Origin of the sequence: Blautia marasmi, from assembly GCF_900258535.1 — a bacterium.
Lineage (GTDB): Bacteria > Bacillota > Clostridia > Lachnospirales > Lachnospiraceae > Blautia > Blautia hominis.
In genome coordinates this window covers 1,336,846-1,357,624 of the sequence record NZ_OIWX01000001.1, presented here as the reverse complement: position 1 = coordinate 1,357,624, position 20,779 = coordinate 1,336,846, and the positions used below count along the sequence as shown (strand labels likewise).

Genomic DNA, 20,779 nt, shown 5'->3' with positions numbered 1-20,779 from the left:
AATAAAAAGGATGGTGGGGATATGGCAAGAACTGTGGGCATCGGATTGCAGGATTTTGAAAAAATAAGGAAAGAAAACGTGTTTTTAGTTGATAAGACCATGTTCATAAAGGATTGGTGGGAAGAGAAAGATGATGTTACGCTGATCACACGTCCGAGGCGCTTTGGAAAAACACTGACTCTCAGTATGGTGGAACAGTTCTTCTCGGTGAATTACGCCGGGACAGATATCTTTCATGGAATGAATATATGGAAGGAAGAAAAATATCGGGAGCTCCAGGGAACATACCCAGTGATTGCATTGAGCTTTTCCACTATTAAGGAGACTTCCTACAGCGAAGTGAAGAAGAAAATATGTATTTTGATTCAGTTATTATACAATAAATATGATTTTCTGCTGAAAGACAGTGTTCTAAATGCAAAAGAAAAAGAGTATTTTTTAAGTGTATCGGCTGATATGGAGGAGTATGAGGCTTCTTTAGCAATACATCGGTTATCGGATTATCTTTACCGATATTATGGTAAGAAAGTGATCATTCTTTTAGATGAATATGATACGCCTATGCAGGAAGCTTATGTTGGAGGATATTGGGAAAAATTGGTGTCATTTAACAGAAGCCTGTTTAATGCAACTTTTAAGAATAATCCGTATATGGAACGTGCTATTATGACAGGAATTACCAGAGTTAGTAAAGAATCTATTTTTTTAGATTTGAATAATCTAATCGTGATAACGACCACGTCAAATCAATATGCGGATGTCTTCGGATTTACAGAAGCAGAAGTGGATGAGGCCTTGCAGGAGTATGGATTGTATGACCGGAAAGACGAAGTTAAGCGATGGTATGACGGCTTCAGGTTTGGAAATCAAGAAGATATATATAATCCGTGGTCAATCATTAATTATCTGAAAAGCCATAATGCAGGTCCATACTGGGCTAATACTAGCAGTAACCGACTGATCAGTAGCCAGATCCAGAAGGGAACGGGACAGATAAAGGAGGCGTTTGAGCGGTTATTAACTGGGGAGACCATTACTACAGAAGTCGACGAGCAGATTGTATACGACCAGCTGGATTTTGACGAGAAAGCAATATGGAGCCTGTTGCTTGCCAGCGGATATTTAAAAGTGTGCGGAACAAAAGTACAGGATTCTTTGTATGAGTATTGGAAACAGGACTATACATTAGGAATTACAAATCTCGAAGTTATGATTATGTTCCGAAATATGGTAAGGGACTGGTTTTCCCCGACTTCATCTAATTACAATGGCTTCATTCAGGCATTGCTGAAAAATGATCTGGAAGCCATGAATGTTTATATGAATCGTGTTGCCCTAACGACTTTTAGTTTTTTTGACAGCGGAAGCCAGCCATCTGAAGAATGTGAACCGGAACGGTTCTATCATGGATTTGTTCTGGGCCTTATGGTTGAGTTGGAAAATCGCTATGTGATTACATCTAACCGGGAAAGTGGTTTTGGCCGCTATGACGTTATGATGGAGCCGAGAGACTTAAATGAGGCGGCAATGATTCTGGAGTTCAAAGTTCAGGATAGGAAAGAAAAAGATTTGGATGATACCGCCCGGTCAGCACTGCACCAGATTGAAGAAAGGGATTATGCCGCTTCTTTGGAAGCAAAAGGAATCTGCCGAGAAAGAATTTATAAATATGGATTTGCTTTTCAGGGGAAAAAGGTATTGATTGTAAATGGAGAGTGATAAGCAAAGGGACTGCATACATTCGCTGCCAGAGGTCTGGAGAACGGAATCCCGCCTAAGGTTATGCAGGAACTCTGGGCCACACAAGTATAACCATGCTCCATAAATGCTTAGTGGTGTAAAAGTGGTATAAAAACTCTCCTGTGATCACTCACATCCCAGAGATGTAAATCACAGAAATCCCCCAACCCCTTATAAATAGACAGAGAAACACCCTGTAGGGGAGCTACAGGGTGTTTCGAGGGGAGTATAAATAATTAAATAAGGGGTTATAATGTAAAAAAAATTTTTGAAGGGTAAATTCTTTTTACAACCCATATTATAATATAAAAGGAAAAAAAATGCAATCCTTTTTTGACGAGATACGCATAACAAAAGGAAATATTAATGATTTTAGCCGGATAAATTGACGAAAAGAAGAAGAATTGAACAGTGGCGAATATTTTGGAGCAGAAAAGACATAATAAGACTGTAAATAAAAATGTACAACCAGGAGGTAAAGTCATGGCTAAAAATTATAGCAATGAGTCAAGCAACAACAAATCCACTAATGCAAATAACTCCCAGAATTCTCAGAACTCTCAGAACTCCAAGAATTCTCAGAACTCTCAGAACTCCCAGAACTCTCAGAATTCCCAGAATTCTCAGAACTCCCAGAACTCTCAGAATTCTCAGAATTCCCAGAATTCTCAGAAGAACTCCTATTCAGGAAACAAAAACGGAACAGAGAACTGCGGAACAAGAAACTCACAGAATGAGTCTTCTTCCAACAGCAAAAACTCTTCTAAAAACAACACATCCTCAGAGTACAACTATTAATTATAACTAAAAGAGGATACAGTCAGGGAGATTTCGGACAACATCCGGAATCTCCCTGATTTATGATGATAGAAACCGCGCGGGCGTGGTTTCTATTATTTGCGTCCTGGATTTGGTATGCATATAATAGAAGAAAAAGGTAATTCATATGACTGGTATTGAAACAATTTCAGCCCATGATCTGGATAAATATTATGGGGACAGGAATGTTATGATCATAGATCTGCGTGACAAAGAGGAATATGAAGCAAGCCATTTTGACGGAGCTGTCAACATTCCGTATGAGGAGCTTGATATCTTTGAAGCGCTTCCCGCCAATAAGACCCTTGTTCTTTACTGCGACAGGGGAAGCGCCAGCCTTTTGGCAGCCAGGGAACTGATGCAGAGAGGCTACCGTGTGAAATCCGTTGTAGGCGGTTTCCACGCATATAAAGGAACGAACTTGTATTTTCCCGCAGAGCATAGTAAAATAAGGTAGACGAAACAGCTTAATGAGAAAAACAGAGGAGAATATATCTATGAAATACATGTTTGCATCAGACATCCACGGTTCAGCCTATTTCTGTAAAAGGATGTTGGAAGCATATAAGGCGGAGAATGGAGACCGTCTGATCCTGCTGGGGGATTTGCTGTACCATGGTCCCAGAAATGACCTTCCCAGAGATTACGCGCCAAAAGAAGTCATCGCCATGCTCAATGAATATAAAAATGAATTGTATGTGGTACGTGGCAATTGTGACGCGGAAGTGGACCAGATGGTGCTCCAGTTTCCGATTATGGCTGATTACTGCATGATCATGGATGGGGAGCGCACTATTTACGCCAGCCATGGGCACATATATAATGAAGAAAATCTGCCGCCTATGAAAAATGGGGATATCTTTATACACGGCCACACCCATGTATTGCGTGCAGATAAGAAGGAAAACTATACTATCCTGAATCCGGGTTCTGTTTCCATTCCCAAGGAAGGAAATATCCCCACCTATGCGGTGCTGGAGGACGGCTTGTTCTCAATCCGCGGATTTGACGGGGAAATTGTTAAGGAGTTAAAATTATAATGGAAAAATTTGAATTGATCGCACCATGTCATTTTGGACTGGAAGCAGTATTAAAACGGGAAATACAGGATTTAGGCTACGAAATCAGTGAAGTAGAGGACGGGAAAGTGACATTTCTCGGAGATGCCGGGGCAATTGTCCGGGCAAATATGTTTTTGCGCACAACGGAGCGGGTACTTTTAAAGGTGGCTAAAATTAAGGCTGTCACTTTTGAGGAGTTATTCGAGAAAACAAAAGCTCTTCCCTGGGAAAAATATATCCCTCAGGACGGAAAATTCTGGGTGGCTAAGGCGAATTCTGTGAAAAGCCAGCTGTTCAGCCCTTCTGATATTCAGTCTATCATGAAAAAAGCCATGGTGGAACGCCTGAGAGCAGTGTATCATGTGGACTGGTTTGAGGAGGACGGGGCCAGTTTTCCGGTTCGTGTGGCATTTATGAAAGATGTGGCTACTATTGGCATTGACACATCAGGTATCTCTCTCCACAAGAGAGGATACAGGCAGATGACCAGCAAGGCACCCATAACAGAGACTCTGGCAGCAGCGCTGCTCATGCTGACACCCTGGTATAAGGACCGTATTTTGGTGGACCCATTCTGCGGAAGTGGAACATTTCCCATTGAGGCAGCTATGATTGCCGCTAATATTGCACCCGGACTGAACCGAAATTTTCTATGTGAGGACTGGAAACATCTCATTTCAAGAAAACATTGGTATGAGGTTCGGGAGGAAGCACAGGGAATGATTGATCTGTCTGTGGATACGGATATCCAGGGATATGACCTGGACCCTGAAATGGTCAAGGGAGCCAGAGAAAATGCGGAGAGGGCAGGTGTTGACAAGCTGATACATTTTCAGCAGAGAGACATCAAAGACCTGAGCCATCCTAAGAAATACGGCTTTATTGTCACCAATCCTCCATACGGAGAACGCCTGGAAGATAAGGAGAATCTTCCTTCCCTTTACGAGACCATAGGAGAGCGTTATCAGGCGCTGGATTCCTGGTCTATGTATCTGATCACAGCCTATCAGGACGCAGAGCGCTACATAGGAAGAAAAGCAGATAAAAACAGGAAGATATACAATGGCATGATAAAAACGTATTTCTATCAGTTTTTGGGGCCGAAACCCCCAAAGAAAAAGAGGAGTTAACAGCAGATGAAAAGATTGATCTTTGCAACCGGCAATGAAAATAAGATGAAAGAGATCAGGGAAATCATGGAAGGCCTTCCGGTTGAAATTTTATCCATGAAAGAAGCAGGTATTGAGGCTGACATTGTGGAAGACGGCATGAGTTTTGAGGAGAACGCACTGATCAAAGCACGGGCCGTCTGCAGGCTGGCTGGTGAGATGGTGCTTGCAGATGATTCGGGGCTGGAAGTGGATCATCTCAACAAGGAACCGGGTATTTACTCTGCACGCTATATGGGAGAGGATACCTCTTACAAGATTAAGAACCAGAATATCATTGATCGTCTGGAGGGGGTGCCGGATGAAAAACGTACGGCCAGATTCGTATGTGCCATTGCGGCTGTATTTCCGGATGGCAGGGAGCTGGTGACGCGGGGGACAATAGAGGGCATGATCGGTTATGAGGAAAGAGGGGAGAACGGATTCGGATATGACCCCATTTTCTATCTTCCTGAAAGGGGCTGCAGCACTGCCCAGCTTCCGCCGGATGAGAAAAACAGCGTGAGCCACAGGGGAAATGCCCTGCGCAGTATGAAAGATTTGCTGGAGAAGGAACATTTATTATAATAAATGGAAAGGACTTTCAAATATGAAGGTATTAATTGTCAGCGACACCCATGGTCATGAAGGAAATCTGGAGAAGGTTTTGGGAAAAGTGGGAGATATCCAGCATTTGATCCATTTGGGAGATGTGGAAGGGCATGAGGACTATATTGAGGCAATCTCAGGATGTCCCGTACATATAGTGGCAGGAAATAATGATTTCTTTTCCGAACTTCCCAGGGAGGAGGAGCTGTGGCTGGAGGATTACCATGCACTGCTCACACATGGACACTACTATGGTGTATCCATGGGGACCAGCCGTCTGGAGGAGGAGGCACGTGCCAGAGGATTCCATATTGTCATGTACGGGCACACCCACAGACCTGAGCTGAAAATAGAGGAAGATCTGACGGTATTAAATCCGGGAAGTATTTCTTATCCCAGACAGTGGGGACATGAACCGAGCTATATCCTTATGGAAATCGACAGGGATGGGGAAGCTCACTACACAATTAATTATCTGAAATAATAGAAAAATCATATGAATGGCATCTGGGGAGGGCTCACAGGTGCCATCCCCCAAAAGGTATGTATTTTGACGGGAACTGATATGGGAAATAGGGAAAACCGGGGAAATATGTCAAAAAATGGAATAGATAAAAATATTCCTAAAAAAAGTGTTGACTTTTCACTTTCCCTATGGTATATTTTATCTTGCGTCAGGCAAGAGCACTTGCGTAAGACGGTAAGATACCTTTCGGGGTGTGGCTCAGCTTGGCTAGAGCGCCTGGTTTGGGACCAGGAGGTCGCAGGTTCGAATCCTGTCACCCCGATGTTTCAACAAGTGCAAGTAGTGCCCGTGCGGGTGTAGTTCAGTGGTAGAACACCAGCCTTCCAAGCTGGATATGTGGGTTCGATTCCCATCACCCGCTTTCGGTTTTAAAACCGAGGATGTGTTTGTAGCTCAGTTGGATAGAGCAACGGCCTTCTAAGCCGTGGGTCGGGGGTTCGAATCCCTTCAAGCACGCTTGTGTCGAAAGATGCATAATGGATTATGGTGGGTATAGCGCAGTTGGTTAGCGCGCCAGATTGTGGCTCTGGAGGCCGAGGGTTCGAATCCCTTTACCCACCCTTGCCGTTACGGCGCTCTTGGGCTATCGCCAAGCGGTAAGGCACAGCACTTTGACTGCTGCATTCGCTGGTTCGAATCCAGCTAGCCCAGTTCAAAGTTTCAATATTATGGAGCATTAGCTCAGTTGGTAGAGCACTTGACTTTTAATCAAGTTGTCCGGGGTTCGAATCCCCGATGCTTCACTGGAACAAGCAGGTGCTTGTTCCTATTTTTTTCTGTAATATGCGGATATGGCGGAATTGGCAGACGCGCCAGATTTAGGTTCTGGTGTCTACGACGTGCAGGTTCAAGTCCTGTTATCCGCAGTTATGTAGCAGAGCAACTCCTATATTAAGAAAGTTGCGATTAAATTAAGGGTCCTTTCCGAGAGGGAAGAGGCTCTTTTTTTGCGTTGACACATAATAGTAGGAAGAAATATGGACGTGAACAAATGCAATGTACAGTTCACGAAAGCCAGTAAAGATGATATATAGTGAGTTCTTGTTTGTGGGATTCAGTGCTTTTTTTTCTGCTATGCTAGTAATGGACAGAATTGTTTTACTGGAAATTACTTGTAAATCACCAGAACTAAACCAAAATGAAATCATTCTGTGTTATCCTTAATTAGGGCATTTTTGATAATGGCCGCCTCACTTTACAAGTTTAGGTTATAACAGGAGGGTATTTATATTGAAGGCAAATATCTTAATTATTGAAGATGAAACAGAGATACAGAATATTTTAAAAGAATTATTGACCGATGCAGGCTACAAAGTGGATGTAGCCGGAGATGGGCTGGAAGGCATCACGGATTTCAGACAGAAGGAGTATGATTTAGTCCTGCTGGACCTTATGCTGCCTAAAATTGACGGATATGCCGTCTGTGAAATGATTAGAAAAGAATCGCAAGTTCCTGTGCTCATGCTGACGGCTTTGGATGAGGAGGACGACCAGGTGAGAGGCTTTGACGTATTAGCGGATGATTATATGACGAAGCCTTTTTCACTTAAATTAGTGCTCAAACGGGTAGAAGCATTGCTTAGACGGTCCGTCGAGGCGGAGAATACAGAAGACGGGGACTGCCTCTGCCATGGGAATATCCGGTTGGACCCGGTGGGGGTACAGGTTTTCGTATCAGGCAGCGAAGTACCTTTAACAAAGTTAGAGTACGACCTGCTCGTCCTTTTTATGCGGAATAAAGGAAGGGTATTTACAAGAGACGAACTTCTCAATCTGGTGTGGGGGTATGATTATGTAGGATATGAAAAGGCAGTCAACATCCACATCATGAATTTACGGCGGAAACTGGATCTGGACTGTATCGAGACTGTCAGAGGGGTGGGATATCGATTTGCGAAAGAAGATTAAAAGCAGTATATTTGCGAAAATGTTTCTAAGCATTGGAGCCATTCTGATCATAACCAGTTTATTGATCTATGGTATTGTGATGTTTGTAACGCCCCAAAGCTATAAAGCTGAGGCTAATCGGAATTTTTCTAAAAATGCTGAACAGCTTGCTGAGGCATTGCAAAAAGCAGCCAGAGATGAAGCAGAAAAAATAATCACAGCTTTCTGTCTTGAAAACAATGCAACAGTATCATTACAGGGAGAAGGAGAAAGTCTTACATTTGGCAAAATTGATGTTTTACAGAAAGGCAGTACAGAGAATGTAGGCGCAACACAGACTGTAAGTTCGGTAATCCGATTTATAGATTCTGATACTCCTTATAGCCTGATGATGGCTCAAGGGATGAAAGGTGTAAATGAGATGGCAGCTGTTTTTAAAAGGCTTCTGCCATGGATCTTTCTTCTTATTGTTCTTATTTCTATCATTGGCTCCTTTCTATGCAGCCGGATATTGGCAAGGCCTGTTTTACAGATAAGCCGGATATCCAAAAGGATGTCAGAACTGGATATGACCTGGCACTGTGATGTTAACCGGACTGATGAACTGGGTGTGCTGGCAAAGAGCCTGAATACTATGGCAGAGAAGCTAAATGGCACGATGTCAGAATTAGAAGGAGCAAACTATCAGCTTCAGGAGGATATTAAAAAAGAAAAAGAGCAGGAACGGCAACGCCGAACCTTCTTCGCAGCCGTTTCCCATGAACTAAAAACCCCGATTACCATTTTAAAGGGGCAGGTAGAAAGTATGATTTATGGAATTGGAGATTATAAGAATAAGGAAAAATACCTCCCATTGACATTGGAAACAATTGAGCGCATGGAGAATCTGGTAAAGGAGATCCTGACGGTTTCAAGGCTTACATCCGATGATTTCAGACTGGTGAAGCAGAGTGTAAACATCCGTCTGAGCGTGTGCGAACTTATGGATGTCTATGCTCCATTGGCACAAAAGAAGAATATAAGGCTGGACAGCAGTGCTTTGTGTGATGTTGTCATACAGGTTGACAGAAAGCTGTTTGAAAAGGTAATTTCAAACGTATTGAATAATGCGATCAAATATTCCCCGGATGGGGCAGAGGTAAAAGTTGAATTGACAGCGGAAGCTTTGTTGATAGAAAATACAGGTGTCCATATCCCGGAAGATTATCAGGAGAATCTGTTTGCACCTCTCACCCGTGTGGAGGCATCACGTAATACACACACCGGAGGCAGCGGTCTGGGGCTTTATATTGTCAAAACAATTTTGGATTTGCATGGGTTGTCTTGCACCATACAGAACAGTGCGCATGGAGTTTGCTTTACGGTATACTTCAAATAAAACCAAAACTAAATCAATCCTAATTCATAACAAAACCATCCTTTTATATACTTTGAATTGTAGTTAAGCACAACTGTTTATGATTCTAAACAGATACAGCAAAGCTGCATTCAGAACATATGAAAGGATGGTTTTATTATGAATGTATTTAGACGGTCATTGCTCTATATGAAAAGAAAAAAAGGACAGACTGTCACCTTGTTTACACTATTTTGCCTGATATCGGCATTTCTGCTTATCTGCTTTTCGATACTGGCGGCAGCCGATACTGCGGCAAAGGAACTGCGGACATCCATTGGAGGGGCATTCTATCTGCGTCCTGCATCTGGCTTTGATTTAGAAGATGGTAAGATGATTCGCAGTGAGGGGGGAACTTCAGCTATTACAGACGACAATATCAGGGAAATAATGGAAGGAGGGAACATAAAATATTGCAACGCATTAAATTATGGCTATGCAAAAAGTGACGCATTGGACTTTATCCCGGGTGAAGGTTTCAATGATGGGAGCAATATGGGGAAAGTAGCTGCTATGAATTATACTTCTCTGGCAGACCAGTTTATAGAAAATAAGCTGGAACTTACAGAAGGACGCCACCTTACAAAAAAGGATAAGAATAAAATACTGATAAGTGAAGAGCTTGCTTTGGCTAACCAGTTAAAAGTTGGTGACCGTGTGAAATTCACCCATGCGGGTCTTAATAAGGCTGACGGGGAGTACCAGGATTCGATTCCGATAAAGAATGCATTTTCAGAAGCTGAGATTGTCGGTATTTATAAAGATAAGACAGGACAGCCGGGGGAGGCTGGTACCCCCACACCGGGGCGCAAAGAAAACCTGATATTCTCTGACCACAATTTTTTAGTGGAACTGAATGAGCAGAAGGAGGGAGAGTACAAAGGGGAAGTGAATTTCTATGTCTCAGACCCGCTCTTGTTAAAGGAGATTATAAGTCAAGTAGAAAAGATGGAAACCATTGACTGGGGAGATTTTGCCCTCCGGGAGAATGATTTTCAGTATAAGGAGATAGCAGGCAGCCTCGGTGCAATCCAACATCTGATCAGAATTTTGATCGTATGTGCTTCTGCGGCGAGTATGGCCGTGCTGATCCTGATCCTTACCATGCGTATTCGGGGACGGGTGCATGAGGCAGGAATCCTGCTGGCAATAGGCAAGACAAAAAAGGAGATAGCCGGACAGTTTGTGGCAGAGGTGTTGGGTGTCTTTCTGGCAGCATTCCTGTGTTCAGCAGTCCTGTCCTATTTGACAGCGGATGGCATTGATAACATGGTGTTTGGGGGGCTATTGAAAACAAGCATTGATATAGGTGCTATTGAAACTGGAATTGCAAAAGGAACTGAGGTAAAACAATATCTACAGTTTGATGGCAGTCTGGCACTGCTCCTGTTATTGGGACAGGGAGTGGCTGTGACCGCAGCCGTGGTGTTATCCAGCTTTAAAGTGATGTCCCTGAAGCCAAAAGAAATTTTAACAAAAATGAGTTAGGAGGAACGAGATCATGAATTTTATTAGGCGTGCATTGCTGTATTGCAGGCGACAGAAGCTACGGAGCCTGCTTTTATTTTTAACGATAACCTGTCTGGCGGCTTTTGTCCTGACTGGCATCGCAATTCAGAAGGCAACCGTAGATAATGCAGAAAATCTGAGGACAGAGGTGGGCGGTATCGTCCGGCTGGAGGCAGATGTTGAGAATGGTCCGCGGACGACACAAGAAGGGGAAAACGGAGCAATACACTCCTATGTAGGAGATTTTGTCGCAGAGAAACTGGTCAATGCGATTAAAAAGATTGAAGGAGTAGTAGGGATAAATGCTCAGAATGAACAGGGGTTTTGGGGGTCAGGAATTAATTTTGACTATATTCCCGGGCAATTTAGCATGGGAGAAATGCCAGTGCCTAACACTGCCGTTTTAAATTCTGAAAACAGCGACCCATTTCAAAGTGGAAAGTTCACGCTGGAGGAAGGACGCCATATTACGGAAGAGGATAAACATGTAATTATCCTTTCAGAGGAAGTAGCCAAACGGAATCAGCTTAAAGTTGGGGACAAAATACAACTATATAACATGGATATAGATGGTGAAGTGACATTGGAGCTTATTGGGATCTATTCAGGTGCAGGCGGCACAGGCGGAGATGCTATGATAGCATCACAAATTCCGGAGAATGCCGGGTTTGTAGACTTTACCACGATGCGTGAGAATTTTGGGCGTGAGATTGAAGGATATCCGAGCATTGACATATTGGTAAATGACCCGGCAAGGATCGAAGCCGTACGTGATGAGGTTGAGAATTTGCCGGAAATGAAAGGTAAGACCTTAAAGACCAGGATTATCAATGAGGAATACGAAGCAATATCCAACCCATTAGAATCCATACAGAAATCAGTAGGTATGGTGGTAACAGCAATAGCAGCAGTAGGTATAGCTATACTTGGACTCCTTCTATTTTTGTGGACAAAGAACAGAAAGCAAGAGGTTGGCATACTTCTGGCAGTTGGAAAAAGTAAAGCAGACATCATCGGACAGCTTTTAGCGGAAAACTTTGTCGTGGCAGCACTTGCTTTTACTGCATCATATTTTCTGACTGGACTGATTGCCGATAAAGTTTGTGCGATTCTCGCAGGCCGGACAGGTGTGGATGCAGACACGATTAATGTGGGCGTGACGATAGGGCAGACAGTCTCTGTCTGTGGAATTGGATTTCTGGTGGTCGGGCTATGTGTAGCAATTGCGTCCTATACGGTAATCCGTTTGAAACCAAAAGATATTCTTACAAAAATAGATTAGGAGGAATTGAAATTATGAGCATTATGAAAACAGAAAACCTGACGTATTTATACCGGTTGGGGAAACCAATCTTAAAAGGAGTAACAACTGAATTTGAAGCGGGTAAATTATATGCAATACTCGGTCCGTCCGGCTGTGGGAAGACAACCTTTCTTTCTTTACTTGGTGGCCTGGATGTGCCTGCCATGGGAAAAATATTTTTCAACGAGGAGGAACTGAAACAAGTTGATTTGGTAAAACACAGGAAAGAGCATGTATCTTTTATTTTTCAAAGCTTTAACCTGATCGATTATATGACACCTATAGAAAATATAGCTCTGACATCCCGCCTTCCGGCCATGCCTGTTTTAGAAAAACTTGGGCTTACAAAAGATGAAGCCAAACGGAATGTGCTGAAGCTTTCCGGCGGTCAGCAACAGCGGGTGGCTATAGCACGGGCATTGGCAAGTGAGGCGCCTGTCATTCTGGCAGATGAGCCGACGGGGAATCTGGATGAAGATACGGCATCGGAAATTGTGGAAATACTTAAGCAAAGCGCACATCAGATGAATAAATGCGTGGTTGTGGTCACCCATTCTAATGAGCTGGCAAGACAGGCTGATGTGGTTTTGAAACTTCGCAAAGGAAATATAGTTAACGGGCTTTAGAAATGTGACCTTATCAAGTTTTCGGCTATCCCTTCCTTCAGCCGGTTTATCTGGTCGGCAGTGGGGGCAGGTTCAACTCTTGTGATCTGCAGAGCGGAAACAAAAAGGACTTCCGGTTCAGTTTATACTGAGAAGGAAGTCCTTTTTGCGTTCAGGCGGTTATCTGCCTTCTGACTCTGCCACTATATCTTCTAAAACTTTTATCAAATCAGGCAGGGATTCTAAGTGGACATTTCGTTCCAGAATACAGTTTTTTAAATCAACAGACAGAGTTTCAAATTTGTCCCGGATTGCCGGGGATATATAGGATGCCATAAAATCACCTCAGCAATAGGATGCACCTGCAGTCAATAAAATATGCAAAACAGGTGAACGATTTTTATAAGCGAAGTCGATTTTTGTCGAATATTTACATACGATATGAAGAGAGAGGATAAAAAAGCGGAAACCGTCGCCTTTGCTGTACCGACTAAAGGAATGCCCCGGGGGATACAGAAACCGGCAGGCAGACAAAAATCCGGGATCCCAGTCTAGAAAAGACCGGAATCCCGGATTTTTAATACCCATTATTCTTTTGTGTAATTGTCAAAATATCCCTGGATATAGATAATAGGCGTACCCTTATCTCCGGAACCGGAAGTCAGGTCTGCCAGGGAGCCTAACAGGTCCGTCAGGCGTCTTGGTGTCGTGCCCTGGGTTACCATGGTACCCTTCAGGTTTTCTGCTTTTTCATCTTTTTCCTGGATGTAATTTTTAATGGCAGCTTTTAATTCATCTCCGGATAAATCAGCGAAATCATTGTCCGCCAGGTATTTCAGCTTCACCTCATTGGGAGTTCCGTTCAGGCCCTCTGTGTAGGCAGGTGATACGACCGGGTCAGCCAGCTCCCAGATTTTTCCCACAGGGTCTTTGAAGGCGCCGTCACCGTAGATCATGACTTCCACATGTCTGCCGGTTTTTTCCAGAATGGATCTATGTATGGAATCAACCATTTCTTCGCAGCGGATAGGGAAGAGCTTCACAGTATCCTCTGTGGCTTTGTTGGAGCCAAGCAGGCCGTATTTGTCATTGTATCCGCTTCCGTCGATGCTGTGTGTCATAACATCATCCAGCGCGTAGACTTTTTTTGCGCCATTGGCATTCAGGATGCGTTTGGTGCGTTCTCTGCTGTGAATGTCGCAGGTGAGGATACTGGTTGTGTAGTCCAAGATCGCTTTTGGATTGTTGGCAAAAATGATCTCCACTTCTGCGCCGCTCTCACGGATCACATTTTTATAATAGTCCACATAGTCAACACCGGTAAATACGTGTTTTTCGTATCCGAACAATTCTCTGTATTTTTCTTCTGACAGTACATCGGTCCAGGGATTGACACCCTTTTCGTCCATGACGTCCAGGTCCACCAGATGATTTCCCACTTCATCAGAAGGATAGCTCAGCATGAGCACGATTTTTTTACAGCCTTTGGCGATTCCTTTCAGACAGATGGAAAAGCGGTTCCGGCTGAGGATCGGGAAGAGGACACCAACGGTATCATCACCGAATTTTTCATGTACATCTTTGGCAATCTGTTCCACACTGGCATAGTTGCCCTGGGCTCTGGCAACCACCGCCTCTGTGACAGCGATTACATCTTTATCGCGAATCTCAAAGGGTTCGCTTTTTGCAGCTTCCAGCACGCAGTCCACTACGATTTCCGACAGGTTGTCCCCTTCACGGATAATTGGAGCGCGGACGCCGCGGGATATGGTACCTACCATTTTAGACATTATGATATTCCCCCATTTTTTCATTTTCGTGGACATTGCCACCATTACTATTCTACGGTTTGTTGCCAAAATAAGCAAGTAAATCCTGACAGAAACCGACAAAAAAATTGTATTGGGGTAGAATGCGTTTTATTTGACAATATCGTTATACGATATTATAATGAAGATAAAAAATATCGTATAACGATATTGCCGAAAGCGATGTATACGCCGGTGATGCGAAATAACAGAAAGCGATGATTTATAAGGCAAAGGGGAGGGAGCAGATATGCCAAGAGAACAATTTCAGAGTTTGACGGAACCTATGTACTATATTCTCATGTCCCTGCAGGATGAATGCTGCGGAGTGGATATCATGGAAAAAGTAAAAGTTCTCTCAGGGGGCCGTGTACAGGTGGGACCCGGAACCCTGTATACGCTTCTGGGAAAATTCCAGGAGGGTGATATGATCGAAGAGACCAGACAGGAAGGCCGGAAAAAGTGGTACCGGATCACGGAAAAAGGGGATGATACCCTGAAAAAGGAGTATCGCCGTATTTTAGCCATGGCAAGGGACGGGGCTGCCAGATTGGAGGGGGATGGAGATGCTGTATTGGAGATGGAGAACCTTTGGAGTCCTGGATGCTCCGGCAATGGAGTATTTCTTTGAAAAAATGGCAGCTCGTGGATGGATGCTGAAGGATGCGAATGGAGGCTTTTGGGGATTTGAGAGGCAGACGCCTAGGAATGTGAAATTTTCGGTTGTTATATTAAAAGATGTTTCCATGTGGGAAGGGAGTGTAAACGAGAAGTCCGGGGATTTTCAGTTCTACTGCGAGCGTGCAGGCTGGCATTTTGCGTGTGCCGAGAAATGTATGCAGATTTTATGGAGTGAAGATAGGGGCCTTGTCCCTGTGGAGACTGACGAGGCTTTGAAGATGGAGGCAGTGAAGAGCCAGTTTCGGAAGCAGGCGGTATTGCTCATGGTTTTAGGCGTGTTATTTGCGGGCATTTATTTTTGGCCTGCTCTTATGGGAGCACCCAGTCTGGCGGGATATAAGTTGGGCGTGCTTCTTGAAACCAATGGGGGAGTCCTTGCGCTGTTTTGTATGTTGTATCTTTTTCTTAGCGGTTTAGCCGGTGTGGTTTTTTATCTGGTGTGGTGCCAGGCGGCAAAAAGAGCTGTATCACAGAAAAAGCCCGTGAGATACAGGTCCTATCCTTTATTCCGCCTAAAGGATATAGCCACAAAAACTTTTTGTTTGTTCTTTTATATAGGGATTTTGCGCGGTTTGATACAGGACAGGGATTGGAGAGGGCTGGCAACTCTGTTATTATTTGTGATTATATACGGAAGCCTGTATCTTTTTATGTGGAGCAGAAGAAAAAACGGATTTCGGTGGAGATATCTATTGTTTGCATTGGCTGCTATCGTTATTATGATAATGGGTTTACATAAAATAGACACCCTTGCAGGTATGGAGGAGCCAAAGGAGGACACATGGATGACTGGGGATGGTCCTTTTCTGGAGTATTCGTTGCTTTTACCGGACAATGATGCAAAGGACAGTGAAACCGGTGTGGTTCAAAGGGGACTCCACGACAGCAGCAGAAGCATCCTGTTGGAACAGGAAAGTTATCGGGTATCACAGAGCGGAAATGAATTTTCCTATACATTATATAAGTCCAGGTATAAAGGGGTTTTAAATTATATAAGGAAACTGAGCAAAAGCAGCCCGAATTACCGAGAATCCGGTGCGTATTGGGATGGAAACATATATGTACAGGGGTTTTTTTATCATGAACCGGATTACTGGAATAGGAAGGAGACGGAGGAGTCCGGGGAGGAAGTTCCTGAGGTGACTTACCGGGTATCCATTTTAAGAAATGGTCCGTATATTTTGATCGTCCGATACAAAGTTCATGAAAGTATGGTCAGCCGGGAAACTGTTGACAGCCGGGCGGCTGTGAAAATGAGGGAACTGCCCGGCATTTTATAAGAAAGACTGCAGGAAATCGAAAGCGGTAAAAACAGCGTACAGGGAAATGGATATAGTTTCCGGAAATCGTTCCGGAAGGATATTCCACGGTTCTGTACGCTGTCTTTTTTAGTCTGCTATCTGTCTGCCCTCATGGTCCATATGATAATTGTCTTTATAAATAAGTTGTGATATTGGAACAAATTCATATCCTTTCTCCTGCAGAGTCGTGATAAGGGTGTCCAGTGCATCCTTGGTATATTTGGCCCCGTTATGGCAGAGGATAATGCTCCCGCTGCCCAGATGGGAATCTTCCGTGACCCTTTTTATGATATCGTCAGCGCCGTAATCTTTCCAGTCCAGGGAATCAACATCCCATTGTATCGGGTAGTAGTGATTGGCACGGGCATTTTTAACCACATCGTTGTCATAGTCCCCATAGGGGGGACGGAATAAAAACATTTCATATCCGGTCAGTTCTTTTACTTTATTGTGTACTGACATGAGCTCCTGGGTTTTTTCCTCGTCTGTGAGCTTGGTCATGTATTTATGGTTCTCACTGTGGTTGCCCAGGTCATGGCCTGCTTCATAGATCTTTTTTACATCGTCAGGATAACTGGAAACCCATCCGCCCGTCATGAAAAAGGTGGCCTTGACATTGTGTTTTGCCAGAATGTCCAGGAGTGTGGCAGTATCCTCATTGCCCCAGGCAGCATCAAAACTGATGGCAATCTGTGGTTTATCGGTCTTTACACAGTAGATGGGGAGTTCCCGGCTTCCGACAGTGCTGCTGACAGAGACGGCTTTTGGCAGATATGTAACAGCACATAGTACCAGTGCACCGGCAAATCCAAGTGTGATAATGGTATTGATCAATTTTTTAAGCAAGGGAGAATCCCCCAATAGAATGTTGTTATAATGATATGCCGTTTGGGGGCAGAAAAGAACGCAGCAGGCAGAGAAAGGGATGCATACCCCTTATAAGGTATACAACCCTTTCCCGTATCAAGCCTGTTATTTCTTATAAAAGTTCCTTCCGTAGGAGTCATATTCCTCAGCGATCCAGCGTGCTTTGTTTTTAATCTCTTCATCGTCCGGTGCGCCGTATGTACTTGCCCAGAAAACAAATCCGCCTCCCGGAGCAAAGGTGTCAATGCATTTCCGGACCTCAGCTCTGACCACCTCTTCAGGGGTGCCCGGCCAGCCCGCAGGACCTGAAGAATCCCAGCAGCCTTCCAGAACCAGACGATTTCCGTATTTTTTCTTGATTCCCACCAGGTCATTCATGGTCTGGGCAGGGTTCCAAGCGCACACACCGAAGTCAAGCCAGTCCTCAATAAAGTCTTCACATCTTCCGCAGTCATGCATGTCAATAGGCAGTCCGGCTTCCTGGGCAAACTTTGCCTCACTTGCGTGGAATGGTTTCACCATTTCCCTGTACATAGCAACGGAAATGAAGGGATTGGTGGCGGTAGCCGTGTCATCTGTGATAGCCCAGGCATCGGGTTTGTAGTGATCCCTCACTTTGCTGCATACCTGCACATAGAATTGATTCAAATATTCAAAGAGTGCCATTACTTCCTCCGGCTCTTCCAGCATAGCACAGAGTCCCTCAGTAAATCCCATGAAATTCATGAGCTGCTGGAAATAACCAACATGGATGGTGGCAGTGACAGCCGTCTGCGTTCTGTCTATATGCTGCATATCTTTTTTAGCCATGGATTCCCAGTCAATATGAGAAATATCAGGTGCTTTTATAACATCGCGCCAGTGACGGATGTCATCGAGTATGAATTTTCCGGGTTTGGGCAGAGACATATAACCGGTTTCTTTGGTGGCAACATACTCCACGCCCCAGATGTCAAACCCGCCTGAAGGATTTTTTCTGGCATTCAGGAATCCTGGGCCTACCCAGGCAGTAGCCGGCGCATGTCCGGGCGAGGGAATCAGAAGTCTTGGTACCCATTCAGGGGTTTCTCCGCGCAGCGTCATCAAATAGTTTTCTTTCTCAGTTAACATAATATTTCCTCCTTTTCATAGATGATTGGTTTCCTGCTGTAGCTGGATCAGTTTTGTTTTGCCGTTTTATTTCCTCCGGTGACAAGAATGTATATTGCGGCACCCACAACAAGGCAAATGGTGGCTGTGGATGTGATCCTCCACTCCGCCCTGGGAATATTCAGGCCCAGCAGTTTTCTGACACCGCTGATCAGGTAAGGAGAGAGGAACTGTCCAAGTCCCACACAGCTTGTATAAATGGCAATTGCCTGGGAGCCAAACTTTGGTTTTGCAGCGGTCCCCGCGATCAGCAGGTTGTATGTGGGGTTGTAGAAGCCGAAACCAAGTCCAAAGATTGCGCCGCATATAATAAATAAAGGAAATTGCTGGACAAAACACAACAGTGTCAGAGCCAGTCCAACAAGTCCTGTGGATATGATCGCCATATATCGCCGTGTCTTTTTCTGCAGAGTGCCAAATACAAGGCCTGCGATAAAGGCAAAAATAGTGTTGGTGGAGGCAACCATGGAAACCTGACCGGCGCCGCCGATATTCTCCCCTGTTATGACAAGGGAAAGTTCAACATTAAAGGACATCATGCACGCGTTAAAAAATATTGCAAAGAGCAGAACATAAAAGGTTTTCCGCGTGTATTTCTTTTCTCCCGCGCTGGAAGAGGTTTTTTCTTTTTTTATAGGCTCGTTGGACGGACAGAAAAAGAGTACCAGAAGCGCTACCGGGATTGCGAACAGATATCCAAAGAATGCATATCTCCACCCAAAGGAGGTCAGCCAGCCGCCTACTAAGGTTACCCCGGCTCCGAACAGTGCGCCAAAGGCGGCACGGAATCCCAAAAGCTTAGCCTTTTCGTCCCCCTCATAGAGCTGCTGAATGATCGCATTCGCCAGTGGGAAAACGGTTCCGGAACCCATACCGTAGATTACCCTCATGATCAGGATGGATGGAAGATTAAATAAAAAATAAGTACCAAAGCCTGCCACCAGCATAAGACAGGCACAACTGATGACAATCTTCTTAATGGGGAAAATCTGTATCAGTTTTCCCGACAATAGTGAGCAGACGATCATCATGAGTGACGGGATAGTGGAAAACAGCTTTACGGTTGTGATATCATACTGCGGAAATTCCTTGACCAAATAAGCCAGGGATGATGCATTGATGCCGGCCAGATATAGTAAGGTACTGACAGACAACACAGCTACCGTGTTCATTAACGTGTATTTTTTCTGTTCTGCCATAGTGATTCCCTCCCTTGTGGTCAGATGGAAAATAAGGGGCTGCTGTCAACTGCGGACTCTACAAGATGTGTCAATGTATCTTTCTCTATGCAGAGGGCAATAACGACGGCATGTATGGATATAGTTGGAGACTGCGCGGCTTTTTTCATGGCGTCTGTGTCTGTGAGGGAAATCATGATAACCTCATTTGTTTCCATGGATGCCTTTATGTGCCCGATTATACCGTTATGCTCTGTGATATCCCGGGCGATTTTTTTGAAAAACTGCTTCACCAAAAGTTCTGTCTGCCGTACATCCCCGCAGGTATTCCACTCCAGGGACACGACACTGGCAGCGTCTTGTTCATAGGCGTTTAAATGAATGACCATATGATCCTTATGAAGGGAAACTGTAGTGTGTTCATGGTGTTCGTGGCTATGGGAATGCGTGTGTTGCTCATGTCCGTGTGTGCAGTCGTGGGAATTTTCATGCATTTAGATCACCCCCAGTACAAAATCCCAGATACTGTGAGAAACCGGCTGATTTGCTGAAGTCTGGAAAATCTTTGGGTGCGGGTTTATCTCCGAGATCTGCTGTTCCATTTTATTTAGCAAGTCTGAAGTAACCAAATCGGTCTTATTGACCAGCACGGTGTCTGCGTTTGTTAGCTGTCCGGATATAAGCTGGTGAAGCGGCGTCAAAAGATGTTCCCATCGTGAGGCATCGGTGACAACACAGATTCTGGAAGTAAGATGCATACTGTCAGCCAGGTTTTTCTGGATCAAATGCGGGTAGGCGAGGCCTGTGGTTTCCAGGATGAGCCAGTCCGGCTTCATTTGTTCCTGAATGTTGTGGACTGCTGTGAGGAGTTCTCCGGACAGGGTACAGCAGGCACACCCGGAAAAAAGATTCTCCACCCGGTACCCGTTCCCCCGCAGCAGTTTGTCATCAATACCCTCTTCCCCCACTTCATTTTCCAGTATGACCACTTTATATTCCGGGTCATGGGCGGAACGACCGGTGATGTAATAGGCAAGCTGCAGCAGGAGAGAAGTTTTTCCTGACCCCAGGAAGCCCCCCAGAATTAAAATTTTCATAAAATCCCCCCTTTCTTATTTCCATGGAGATGATATAGGGTAAATAGTTTACTGCTAATTTCTGAATTAATTGGATTATAGGACAGAAAAGAGAA

At 44.4% G+C, this 20,779-nt stretch carries 21 protein-coding genes and 7 tRNA genes; 21 read left to right on the top strand and 7 right to left on the bottom strand.

The genetic code is table 11. The annotated features are described in order from the left end of the window. The first annotated feature begins 21 nt into the window (after positions 1-21). The 19 genes from C6P39_RS06070 (at position 22) to C6P39_RS05975 (ending at position 12,624) form a co-directional block, all read left to right on the top strand. Complete coding sequence (locus C6P39_RS06070; protein WP_104803153.1) at positions 22-1,719, top strand: AAA family ATPase; 1,698 nt, start codon at positions 22-24, stop codon at positions 1,717-1,719. Positions 1,720-2,223: 504 nt separating this feature from the next. Then, positions 2,224-2,538: a hypothetical protein gene (locus tag C6P39_RS06065; protein ID WP_104803152.1), complete on the top strand. Its 315-nt coding sequence runs from the start codon at positions 2,224-2,226 to the stop codon at positions 2,536-2,538. Between the two features lie 148 nt (positions 2,539-2,686). Then, positions 2,687-3,016 carry a rhodanese-like domain-containing protein gene (locus C6P39_RS06060; RefSeq protein ID WP_095175500.1) on the top strand — a complete coding sequence of 110 codons (330 nt, stop codon included), beginning with the start codon at positions 2,687-2,689 and terminating at the stop codon, positions 3,014-3,016. A gap of 40 nt (positions 3,017-3,056) precedes the next feature. Next, positions 3,057-3,599: a phosphodiesterase gene (yfcE, locus tag C6P39_RS06055; RefSeq protein WP_095175499.1), complete on the top strand. Its 543-nt coding sequence runs from the start codon at positions 3,057-3,059 to the stop codon at positions 3,597-3,599. Further along, positions 3,599-4,750 carry a THUMP domain-containing class I SAM-dependent RNA methyltransferase gene (locus C6P39_RS06050; RefSeq protein ID WP_104803151.1) on the top strand — a complete coding sequence of 384 codons (1,152 nt, stop codon included), beginning with the start codon at positions 3,599-3,601 and terminating at the stop codon, positions 4,748-4,750. The genes yfcE and C6P39_RS06050 overlap by 1 nt, the downstream gene beginning before the upstream one ends. Before the next feature lie 6 nt (positions 4,751-4,756). Beyond that, positions 4,757-5,356 (top strand): XTP/dITP diphosphatase, encoded by a 600-nt coding sequence (locus C6P39_RS06045; RefSeq protein WP_095175497.1) that lies wholly within the window; start codon positions 4,757-4,759, stop codon positions 5,354-5,356. A gap of 22 nt (positions 5,357-5,378) precedes the next feature. Continuing rightward, positions 5,379-5,861 (top strand): metallophosphoesterase family protein, encoded by a 483-nt coding sequence (locus C6P39_RS06040; protein WP_095175496.1) that lies wholly within the window; start codon positions 5,379-5,381, stop codon positions 5,859-5,861. A 229-nt stretch (positions 5,862-6,090) separates the two neighbouring features. After that, positions 6,091-6,165 (top strand) — tRNA-Pro (locus C6P39_RS06035). Positions 6,166-6,193: 28 nt separating this feature from the next. Further along, positions 6,194-6,264: transfer RNA gene (locus C6P39_RS06030), tRNA-Gly, on the top strand. Between the two features lie 21 nt (positions 6,265-6,285). Beyond that, a tRNA-Arg gene (locus tag C6P39_RS06025) sits at positions 6,286-6,359 on the top strand. Between the two features lie 30 nt (positions 6,360-6,389). Beyond that, positions 6,390-6,463: transfer RNA gene (locus C6P39_RS06020), tRNA-His, on the top strand. Between the two features lie 19 nt (positions 6,464-6,482). Next, a tRNA-Gln gene (locus C6P39_RS06015) sits at positions 6,483-6,554 on the top strand. 19 nt (positions 6,555-6,573) lie between these two features. Further along, positions 6,574-6,646, top strand: a tRNA-Lys gene (locus tag C6P39_RS06010). A gap of 42 nt (positions 6,647-6,688) precedes the next feature. Further along, positions 6,689-6,769: transfer RNA gene (locus C6P39_RS06005), tRNA-Leu, on the top strand. A 364-nt stretch (positions 6,770-7,133) separates the two neighbouring features. Continuing rightward, positions 7,134-7,811, top strand: a complete 678-nt coding sequence (locus C6P39_RS05995; protein ID WP_104803149.1) for a response regulator transcription factor — start codon at positions 7,134-7,136, stop codon at positions 7,809-7,811. Next, positions 7,795-9,168: a sensor histidine kinase gene (locus tag C6P39_RS05990; protein WP_104803148.1), complete on the top strand. Its 1,374-nt coding sequence runs from the start codon at positions 7,795-7,797 to the stop codon at positions 9,166-9,168. Before C6P39_RS05995 ends, C6P39_RS05990 begins: the two co-directional genes overlap by 17 nt. A gap of 138 nt (positions 9,169-9,306) precedes the next feature. Then, complete coding sequence (locus tag C6P39_RS05985; RefSeq protein WP_104803147.1) at positions 9,307-10,674, top strand: ABC transporter permease; 1,368 nt, start codon at positions 9,307-9,309, stop codon at positions 10,672-10,674. A 13-nt stretch (positions 10,675-10,687) separates the two neighbouring features. Beyond that, positions 10,688-11,977 carry an ABC transporter permease gene (locus tag C6P39_RS05980; RefSeq protein WP_104803146.1) on the top strand — a complete coding sequence of 430 codons (1,290 nt, stop codon included), beginning with the start codon at positions 10,688-10,690 and terminating at the stop codon, positions 11,975-11,977. 14 nt (positions 11,978-11,991) lie between these two features. Then, positions 11,992-12,624, top strand: coding sequence for an ABC transporter ATP-binding protein (locus tag C6P39_RS05975; protein ID WP_104803145.1), 633 nt, complete (start codon positions 11,992-11,994; stop codon positions 12,622-12,624). A gap of 159 nt (positions 12,625-12,783) precedes the next feature. Here the strand turns inward: C6P39_RS05975 and C6P39_RS27655 are convergent, their stop codons facing one another. Both C6P39_RS27655 and C6P39_RS05970 read right to left on the bottom strand, forming a co-directional pair. Continuing rightward, positions 12,784-12,939: a hypothetical protein gene (locus C6P39_RS27655; protein ID WP_018593020.1), complete on the bottom strand. Its 156-nt coding sequence runs from the start codon at positions 12,937-12,939 to the stop codon at positions 12,784-12,786. A gap of 251 nt (positions 12,940-13,190) precedes the next feature. Continuing rightward, on the bottom strand, positions 13,191-14,393 hold the full coding sequence (locus C6P39_RS05970; RefSeq protein WP_104803144.1) for a coenzyme F420-0:L-glutamate ligase: 1,203 nt from the start codon (positions 14,391-14,393) through the stop codon (positions 13,191-13,193). A gap of 268 nt (positions 14,394-14,661) precedes the next feature. On the opposite strand from C6P39_RS05970, the gene C6P39_RS05965 reads away from it, so the two are divergent. Then, positions 14,662-15,042: a PadR family transcriptional regulator gene (locus C6P39_RS05965; RefSeq protein WP_095175481.1), complete on the top strand. Its 381-nt coding sequence runs from the start codon at positions 14,662-14,664 to the stop codon at positions 15,040-15,042. Continuing rightward, positions 14,978-16,372, top strand: a complete 1,395-nt coding sequence (locus C6P39_RS05960) for a DUF2812 domain-containing protein (protein WP_158661470.1) — start codon at positions 14,978-14,980, stop codon at positions 16,370-16,372. The genes C6P39_RS05965 and C6P39_RS05960 overlap by 65 nt, the downstream gene beginning before the upstream one ends. Positions 16,373-16,480: 108 nt before the next feature. On the opposite strand, the gene C6P39_RS05955 is transcribed toward C6P39_RS05960, so the two are convergent. From C6P39_RS05955 to C6P39_RS05935, 5 genes are all read right to left on the bottom strand, one after another. Then, the gene (locus C6P39_RS05955) at positions 16,481-17,239 is read right to left on the bottom strand and encodes a polysaccharide deacetylase family protein (protein ID WP_095175479.1); all 759 of its coding nucleotides are present in this window, start codon (positions 17,237-17,239) and stop codon (positions 16,481-16,483) included. A 126-nt stretch (positions 17,240-17,365) separates the two neighbouring features. After that, complete coding sequence (locus C6P39_RS05950) at positions 17,366-18,370, bottom strand: uroporphyrinogen decarboxylase family protein (protein WP_104803142.1); 1,005 nt, start codon at positions 18,368-18,370, stop codon at positions 17,366-17,368. A gap of 47 nt (positions 18,371-18,417) precedes the next feature. Beyond that, positions 18,418-19,608, bottom strand: coding sequence for an MFS transporter (locus tag C6P39_RS05945; RefSeq protein WP_095175477.1), 1,191 nt, complete (start codon positions 19,606-19,608; stop codon positions 18,418-18,420). A gap of 20 nt (positions 19,609-19,628) precedes the next feature. After that, on the bottom strand, positions 19,629-20,081 hold the full coding sequence (locus C6P39_RS05940) for a hypothetical protein (RefSeq protein WP_095175476.1): 453 nt from the start codon (positions 20,079-20,081) through the stop codon (positions 19,629-19,631). After that, entirely contained in the window at positions 20,082-20,684 is a 603-nt protein-coding gene (locus tag C6P39_RS05935; RefSeq protein WP_095175475.1) for a GTP-binding protein, read from the bottom strand. Between the last annotated feature and the right edge of the window lie 95 nt (positions 20,685-20,779).

Coding starts and splice junctions, on each gene's coding strand:
- C6P39_RS05970 (WP_104803144.1), bottom strand. CDS start 14,393: ATGTCTAAAATGGTAGGTACCATATCCCGCGGCGTCCGCGCTCCAATT.
- C6P39_RS05960 (WP_158661470.1), top strand. CDS start 14,978: ATGCTGTATTGGAGATGGAGAACCTTTGGAGTCCTGGATGCTCCGGCA.
- C6P39_RS27655 (WP_018593020.1), bottom strand. CDS start 12,939: ATGGCATCCTATATATCCCCGGCAATCCGGGACAAATTTGAAACTCTG.
- C6P39_RS05980 (WP_104803146.1), top strand. CDS start 10,688: ATGAATTTTATTAGGCGTGCATTGCTGTATTGCAGGCGACAGAAGCTA.
- C6P39_RS05935 (WP_095175475.1), bottom strand. CDS start 20,684: ATGAAAATTTTAATTCTGGGGGGCTTCCTGGGGTCAGGAAAAACTTCT.
- C6P39_RS06060 (WP_095175500.1), top strand. CDS start 2,687: ATGACTGGTATTGAAACAATTTCAGCCCATGATCTGGATAAATATTAT.
- C6P39_RS05985 (WP_104803147.1), top strand. CDS start 9,307: ATGAATGTATTTAGACGGTCATTGCTCTATATGAAAAGAAAAAAAGGA.
- C6P39_RS05950 (WP_104803142.1), bottom strand. CDS start 18,370: ATGTTAACTGAGAAAGAAAACTATTTGATGACGCTGCGCGGAGAAACC.
- C6P39_RS06040 (WP_095175496.1), top strand. CDS start 5,379: ATGAAGGTATTAATTGTCAGCGACACCCATGGTCATGAAGGAAATCTG.
- C6P39_RS06050 (WP_104803151.1), top strand. CDS start 3,599: ATGGAAAAATTTGAATTGATCGCACCATGTCATTTTGGACTGGAAGCA.
- yfcE (WP_095175499.1), top strand. CDS start 3,057: ATGAAATACATGTTTGCATCAGACATCCACGGTTCAGCCTATTTCTGT.
- C6P39_RS06070 (WP_104803153.1), top strand. CDS start 22: ATGGCAAGAACTGTGGGCATCGGATTGCAGGATTTTGAAAAAATAAGG.
- C6P39_RS05965 (WP_095175481.1), top strand. CDS start 14,662: ATGCCAAGAGAACAATTTCAGAGTTTGACGGAACCTATGTACTATATT.
- C6P39_RS05945 (WP_095175477.1), bottom strand. CDS start 19,608: ATGGCAGAACAGAAAAAATACACGTTAATGAACACGGTAGCTGTGTTG.
- C6P39_RS06045 (WP_095175497.1), top strand. CDS start 4,757: ATGAAAAGATTGATCTTTGCAACCGGCAATGAAAATAAGATGAAAGAG.
- C6P39_RS06065 (WP_104803152.1), top strand. CDS start 2,224: ATGGCTAAAAATTATAGCAATGAGTCAAGCAACAACAAATCCACTAAT.
- C6P39_RS05940 (WP_095175476.1), bottom strand. CDS start 20,081: ATGCATGAAAATTCCCACGACTGCACACACGGACATGAGCAACACACG.
- C6P39_RS05975 (WP_104803145.1), top strand. CDS start 11,992: ATGAGCATTATGAAAACAGAAAACCTGACGTATTTATACCGGTTGGGG.